The sequence below is a fragment of the Rhizobium sp. P2_G2 genome, assembly GCF_056403555.1.
Window position 1 is genome coordinate 1 of record NZ_JBFUFF010000189.1, and the last position, 6,725, is coordinate 6,725.

Consider the following 6,725-nt stretch of genomic DNA (forward strand, 5'->3'; position numbering starts at 1 on the left):
TCTTTACCCACTCATTGAGCGTGTGTGCCGAGCAGCCAATCTTGGCCGCGATCGAGGAAACAGCCGCCCATCGCGAAGAATGTTCGGCCTCATGTTCCGACACCATTCGAACGGCGCGGGCGCGGACTTCAGGGGAAAATTTGTTCGTCGTCTTGCTTGTCATAGACCCTACTTCTCACGAGTTGGGGTCTCCGGCAAATCCGGCGCGGTTCAGTGAGCGACTTGATCGGGGTGCAGAGTCCTGGCGATCGCCTCACCATGGTTCTCTGGCGATGGACCATGATTTTGGTGTGAGTCGAAGATGTGATCATCGGGTGCCAACGATGGCACCGCATCGGCCAATGCTCTGTTCCGCGTACTATTCGCCGAACTGATTCATCTTGTGACCGCAGACCCGGACCTCGTCTTGGGAGAGTTTGTGCTTCGTCGACAGCGGCGCATTGCGGTCACCCCGAATTGTACCAGCGGTCTCACCGTAGACGATGCAGGGGGCGTTCACCGCCTTGAACAGTTCCATCTGCTGGGCGATGCGGTCCTTCTCGGCTTCGATGTCGCCGTCAAGCCGGGGGCCGGAGACGCCATCGGCTTGAGCCGCGGGAGCACGCTGCTGGGGACCGCCGGGATCAGGAGCTGGTCAGCGGATCGAGCGTCAGCTATTTTGGCGCGGAAACCGAGTTGCGAACGACAAGATCGCAGCGATACTCGACATGTTTCTTTTTCGGGGGCTGGCCCGCGATGATGTCGAGCAGCATTCGAACGGCCAGAGCGCCCATATCGCGATAGGGCAATGCCATGGTCGTCAGGGGCGGCTGGAGGCCCGTCGTGATGACTTGGAAATCGTCAAATCCGATAATGGAGACATCATCGGGCACGCGCAACCCGAGATCCGTGGCGGCGCAATAGACCTGCAGCGCGATTTCGTCATTGCCGCAAACAACCGCCGTCGGTCGGTCTGGATTGCTGAGAATGCGTCGTGCGTTCTCGAAGGCCACAAGCTTGTCGGCAAATATGGCACCCACGCGCCCGGGGACGATCCATTCCTTTCGCACGTCGATGCCGGCCGCCGCCAACCCATCGAAGAATGCGCGGCCGCGAAGGTCGGCCGCCAGGATCAGTTCATTCAGCACCACATAGGCAATCTTTCGGTGCCCCTGCTCGACGAGATGGCGCACAGCATCGAGACCGCCTTGATAGTCGTCTGGCACGATCGAAGGCAAAGCCTGGTCGGGGGCGCTGCAGTTTACCAGGACGGTCGGCGTATTCGGAAATTCCGTCTCCGGCGGTACGTGGCGATGAAACATCGTCACGTAGAATACACCGCCAATGCCATGCTCGCGGAAAATCTGCCAGGCACGCTGCTCCTTTATCGGATTGGCGGAAGTGTTCACCGTCAGCAAAGTATAGGACGTGCCATCCAACGCATCTTGAATACCGCGGACGATGTCGGTTGAAAACGGCGTCGTCGAAACGACATCGGTGATCAAGCCAAGCACATTAGAACGGCTGGTGCGCATCAATCGCGCCGCCTGGTTCGGGACGTAGCCCAGTGTCTCGATCGCCTTCTGCACTTTTTTCTTGGTTTTCGGTCGGATCAAGGCCTCGCCGTTGACCACGCGCGATACCGTTCGATCCGACACGCCGGCGAGTGCGGCAACGTCTTTGATGCTGACCATTCTGTTCCCTCAAGTCTCTGCGCGCAAAACGCTGCTCAGATGCACAGATAGCATCTTAGCAGCGCCTGCGACCATGGGCTCCAGCGGTTCACGCATACCCCTGTTAGCCTTTCACACCCGCGCGGACGAAGGAATCGACGATCCAACGTTGTGCGACTAGAAAGACGATGAGAACCGGCAGGATCGACAGCGACACCGCCGCGATCACTTCCGAAGTGGCCGACGAGTTGCCGACGGGATCACGGATCGACATGATGCCGACGGGCAGCACCATCTGGTCGACCGAGCTCAGGAAAACCAGCGGCATGAAATAGTCGTTCCACGTCATGGTGAAGATGATCACCGAAAGCGCCGCAATCTGCGGTCCTGCCAGCGGCACGGCGATCGCCCAGAATGTCCGGAAATGTCCGGCATTGTCGACGCGTGCCGCCTCGAACAGTTCCTTGGGAAGCGTCAGGAAGAACTGCCGCATCATGAAGATGCCGAACACGCCCGACATGCCGGGTGCGAATGCTCCGGTGAGGCCGGGAACGATGAYCGACCATTGGCTGTCGACGAGGCCGAGACCGCGCATCAGCAGAAACAGCGGCACCAACATGGTTTGGATTGGCACCATCAGGGAGACCAATAGCAGGACGAAGAGCGCGTTCTTGAATGGAAATCGGAGCCGCGCGAAGGCGTAGCCGGCGATGGTCGTCGTTGCGACATAGCCGAGCGTCACCGATGTGGCGAGTACGGTCGAGTTCCAGAAGAAGCGGCCAATCGGCACGTCGGAGGCTAGCAGCCGGCGATAGCTTTCCAAGCTGGAATTGAAGCCCGGCAGCCAGCGCGGCGGAAGCGAGAAGGCTTCTGACACCGGACGAAAGCTGGTGGTGAACATCCACAGCAAGGGTGCCACCATCAGCAATGCGCCGAGCCCGAGCACGACGTAGACCATTATTGTACGCAGCCTTGCAAGCAGCGCACGTGTTTCCGGCGAAAGTTTACTGGCCAGCTGACCAGAAGGAGCCAGGTCCCATGAGATGGTCATCGGTCTATTCATAGAAAGCCCACCGCTTGGAAGCGCCGAACTGGATGGCGGTAACGATGACCGTCACTGCGACCAGCAGCAGTGAAACTGCCGAGGCGTAACCCATGTTGAAGGATTTGAAGCCCTGCTCGTAAATGTACATGACCAGACTGCGGGACGCGTCGCCCGGCCCGCCATTGGTCAGCACCACGATAGACTCGAAGACTTTGAAGGCACCGATCGTATTCATCGTCGCCAGGAACAGGATGGTTGGCGAGAGCAGCGGCACGGTGATCTGCCAGAAGGTCCTGAAGCTGCTCGATCCATCCACGCGTGCGGCGTCGTAGTAGTCCTTCGATATGCTCTGCAGTCCCGCAGTCGCGATCAGCATGGCAAAGCCGACATTCTTCCAGATGTCGAGGATGATGACTGACCATACCGCATTGCGCGCGCTCGAGAGCCAACGCACGGGTGCGATGCCAACGAGACCGAGATAGTAGTTGATGACGCCGATGTCGCGCTGAAACAGAAACTGCCAGATGACGGCAACGAAGATCAGACCCACCAGCGACGGGAAGAAATAGGCCGCGCGGTAGGCATATTGCACCGTCTTCGACATATTGCGATTGAGCAGAACCGCAAGCACGATGCCGAGGCCGACGTTGCCGGCCACTGCGAAAACAGCGAAAAAGGCCGTATTGCCGAAGAMCTTCCAAAGCCGCCTGTCGGCGACCATCGCTTTGAAATTGTCCAGCCCAACGAAACGTGGACTGCTGAACAGATCATATTTCATGAAACTCAGAACCACCGTGGCGACCATCGGCCCTGCGACGAATACCGCAAAGCCGATCAAGGCCGGGGCGATGAATAGAAGACCCGCGATCGTCTCCTTGCGGTTTTGCGGCGAGAACCAACCCGCCGCCTGATCGTTTGCGATCTTGCTCATGATCAACTCCGTTGGATCTCGGCTTCGAGCTCCTCATGGGCCGCGGCCAACGCATCCTCGGGCGACAGTTCCTCGGTGATGATCTGATCGAAGGTGCGGCCGAGAATGCGATCGAGCGTGTTGAAGAAAGCCGGTGCCGCCACTGGCTTTGCCGTCTTCAACGCCTCGAAGAAGACCGGCGCGCTCTTCGGTGCCGACAGGAAACTCTCCTTCTTCGCCGCTTCCTCGTAGATCGGAATTTGCTGGCCGATTTCCATCAGCGCCGTCACGGTTTCGAGCGATATCAACTGCTTGATCGCTTCGAAAGCCAATTCAGGGTTTTTGGATTGCGGGCTGATGCCCCAGCCGCCGCAGCCGAACACGGTTGCCGCGGTCTCCTTGCGCGGCCAGGGCACGATGTCGAAATCGGTGAAGCCGTTTGCGACCCAGCCGGTCACCGGCCAGCGGCCAGCGCCGACCATGGCGAACCGCCCGGCGGCGAACTGATCATAGACATTGAGCCCGATCGGGTCCGGCGAAACGCCATGCTCGTAGACCAGCGAATGGATGAACTTCGCGACTTCGAGAACCTTGGGGTTGTTCAGGTTGGAATGCTTGAAATCCGGCGTGACCGGATAAGTGCCGTTGGTCAGGTACCAGGGATGGATCGCGAAATTGAACCACGGCAGGCCATAGCCATAGACCTTCTTGTCCCCTTGCCCAGTCGTCAGCTTCTTGGCAATGGCAACGAAGTCATCCCATGTCCAGTCCGGGCGGGGCGGCTCGACGCCCRCCTCCTTGAAGATCCGGGTGTTGTAGTGGATGACCATGGTCTGTGCGCCATTGGGAATCTCGTAGAGTTTGCCATTGACGGTCAGGGCGTCCTTCAGCTTGGCGGGTATCTTGTCCACCAGCGCCGTGGCGTCCGGGTCTGCGGCGATAAGATCGTCAAGCGGCCTTAGCAGCTGCTTGTCGACGGCCAGCCGTACGCCCTCGATGGCGATATTGATGATGTCGGGGGGATTGCCGCCGGCAATCTGGGTCACCAGCTTGTCGGCATAATCAGACCATGACGAGATCGGCGCGATGTTATCCTGCACGGTGACGTTCGGATAGACCTTGCGGAACCGTTCGAAGGCTTGGCCATAGGCCTTCGCCTCCGACGGATTGCCCCAGTTATAGGTCGAAAGGTGCGCAGTGGTGTCCTTGGCCGGAACACCGGCCAGCGCCCTGATCGGGAACATGGCCGGCATCAGTGCGCCCGTCGCAAGAGCCGTTGTCCTGGCAAGAAAGTCTCGTCTGTTCATGCTCATTTTCTCCTCCTCCAAAGAGCCGATGACGGCCTGTTACTCAACGTGTTGAAACATTCGCGGCCGAGCGCCGGCGTGTCGTCTCCAGCTTCTTTTCGATCTCGACTTCACGCAGTTCGCTATAGGTTCGGAACCGCTGATCGGCGGCGTCGATCTGTGCAGCTTGCTCGGCGGTGAGACGTTCGCGTGCCATCCGTTCGGGCGCGCGATCGCCCGGGGGCGTCGGCAGCCTTTGCTCGACAGGCAGGATGGTGAGTTTGGGAGAGGGAAGGGTCTGGTACCAATAGGCGGTCGAAGCCCAGTCGTCGCTGAGGTGGTTGGCATGGCCATGCTCGATCGTCACGCGAATGCGGTTCTTGAACCGGACGGGATCGGTGAGATGGAAACGATAGGAAACCTGATAGCCGGGCACGATGCTTTCATGGATCACCGAGCCATTCATCAGAAAGGCGTTATTCTGCATTCCCCAGGCGTGGTTGAAATAGTCCTCGGTGCCGGTGCCATGGATCGACGGCGGCCAGGCGTCCTCGTCGACGAAGATCATTTCGTCGCCTTCACCCCACCATGAACCCTGGAAATGCGCGACCGAGAGATTGCAGCCGACATATTGGCCGTGCCCCTCGGTCTCGAGGATGACATAGTTTTCCTTGCCGTCGAGATTGGGAATGTTGGTTTCGGGACTGTTGGTCTGCAGGTTGGGGCCCCAACCACCACACGGGTTCTCACGTCGCCAGGAAGCATGGAAATAGGCGATGTCGTCGGCGAGCGGCGCTTCGTAGCGCTCAAAGTCGATGTAGAAATACTGGCCATAGGGGACATCGTTCTGGTTTTCGATTTCGATAATCGCACGCTTGCCGAAGGGCATCTGGAAGTAACTGTTGAATGCGGCACTGCCGCCGAAGCGGTAGCGTTCCTCCGGCTTGCACGAGACCGAGATCGGCAGCGAGGAAAAGTTGCCTGGCATCGAATGACCGGTGCAGAAGAAGTCGCCGAGCGGAACGAGGACCGAGGGGATTTCCTGGCCGTCCCAATAGATCTTGAGCAATACCTTGCGATAATAGTGCGGATCGGCGACCTCCCAGTTGAGGCCGAGCGCGTTGTGAATTTCGAACACCGGCGCGACCCAATTGCCTGCAGTCGGATCAATCAGACCCGCGCCGAGCACGCGACGGCAGAATTGCGTCATCCAAATATGCGTGATGCAGCCAGGCCCCTCGATTTCGGCGAGGCGAACGGTCGAGTTGGGCGGGATGAGCCAATAGTCCTGGTTCTTGCCCTCCTGATCCCAGCTGGAGAGGCGGCCTGTCCGCGCGTCCTTGACGCGCGCGAGGTCGGCAAGCATCGAATGTCCTGGATTGCTAGTCGTCATTAATGGGTCCCCTTGGTTGAGTGACCGAGACGATTTCCGTCCGGCCCGAAGAAATGAGCGCTCTCTGGCGCAAACCGGAAGTGAAGCAAGGCATCCTCGGCGAGAGCCGGCCCATCGGCCTCCTTGGCGATCAGATCGATGCCCTCGCTCGTCTGCGCATAGATCAGGCGATGCTCGCCGAGATGCTCCTCGAACTGCAGGCGCGCCCGAAGAAAACCCTGTTGCGGTTCGCACAAGACAAGACCTTCCGGTCGCACGCCCAATGTTGCAGGCCCGGAAGTGCTGGCAGGTGCCGGTGTGGCTGCGCCGAGCATACCGCGCGCCACCGATTGCTCGCCGTCGCGCTGGATGGTCACCGGAAGGAAATTCATCTTCGGGCTGCCGATGAAACCGGCGACAAACAGATTTGCCGGCGTGCGGTACAGTTCGAGAGGGGAGC

The 6,725-nt window shown here is 59.3% G+C and carries 7 protein-coding genes; all 7 read right to left on the bottom strand.

Annotated features, from left to right (window positions below):
- Positions 1–163: transposase (locus AC1D06_RS41260; protein ID WP_477991242.1), on the bottom strand; the 163-nt coding region annotated here is incomplete at its 3' end.
- 490 nt (positions 164–653) lie between these two features.
- Positions 654–1,673 carry a LacI family DNA-binding transcriptional regulator gene (locus AC1D06_RS41265; RefSeq protein ID WP_477877408.1) on the bottom strand — a complete coding sequence of 340 codons (1,020 nt, stop codon included), beginning with the start codon at positions 1,671–1,673 and terminating at the stop codon, positions 654–656.
- A gap of 103 nt (positions 1,674–1,776) precedes the next feature.
- Positions 1,777–2,703: a carbohydrate ABC transporter permease gene (locus AC1D06_RS41270; RefSeq protein WP_477991233.1), complete on the bottom strand. Its 927-nt coding sequence runs from the start codon at positions 2,701–2,703 to the stop codon at positions 1,777–1,779.
- A 4-nt stretch (positions 2,704–2,707) separates the two neighbouring features.
- Positions 2,708–3,628 (bottom strand): carbohydrate ABC transporter permease, encoded by a 921-nt coding sequence (locus AC1D06_RS41275; RefSeq protein ID WP_477991235.1) that lies wholly within the window; start codon positions 3,626–3,628, stop codon positions 2,708–2,710.
- 2 nt (positions 3,629–3,630) lie between these two features.
- Entirely contained in the window at positions 3,631–4,920 is a 1,290-nt protein-coding gene (locus tag AC1D06_RS41280) for an ABC transporter substrate-binding protein (protein ID WP_477991237.1), read from the bottom strand.
- A gap of 37 nt (positions 4,921–4,957) precedes the next feature.
- Entirely contained in the window at positions 4,958–6,286 is a 1,329-nt protein-coding gene (locus AC1D06_RS41285) for a glycoside hydrolase family 172 protein (protein WP_477991238.1), read from the bottom strand.
- A partial coding sequence (locus AC1D06_RS41290) for a TOBE domain-containing protein (RefSeq protein WP_477991240.1) occupies positions 6,286–6,725 on the bottom strand: 440 nt, incomplete at its 5' end. The genes AC1D06_RS41285 and AC1D06_RS41290, both read right to left, overlap by 1 nt.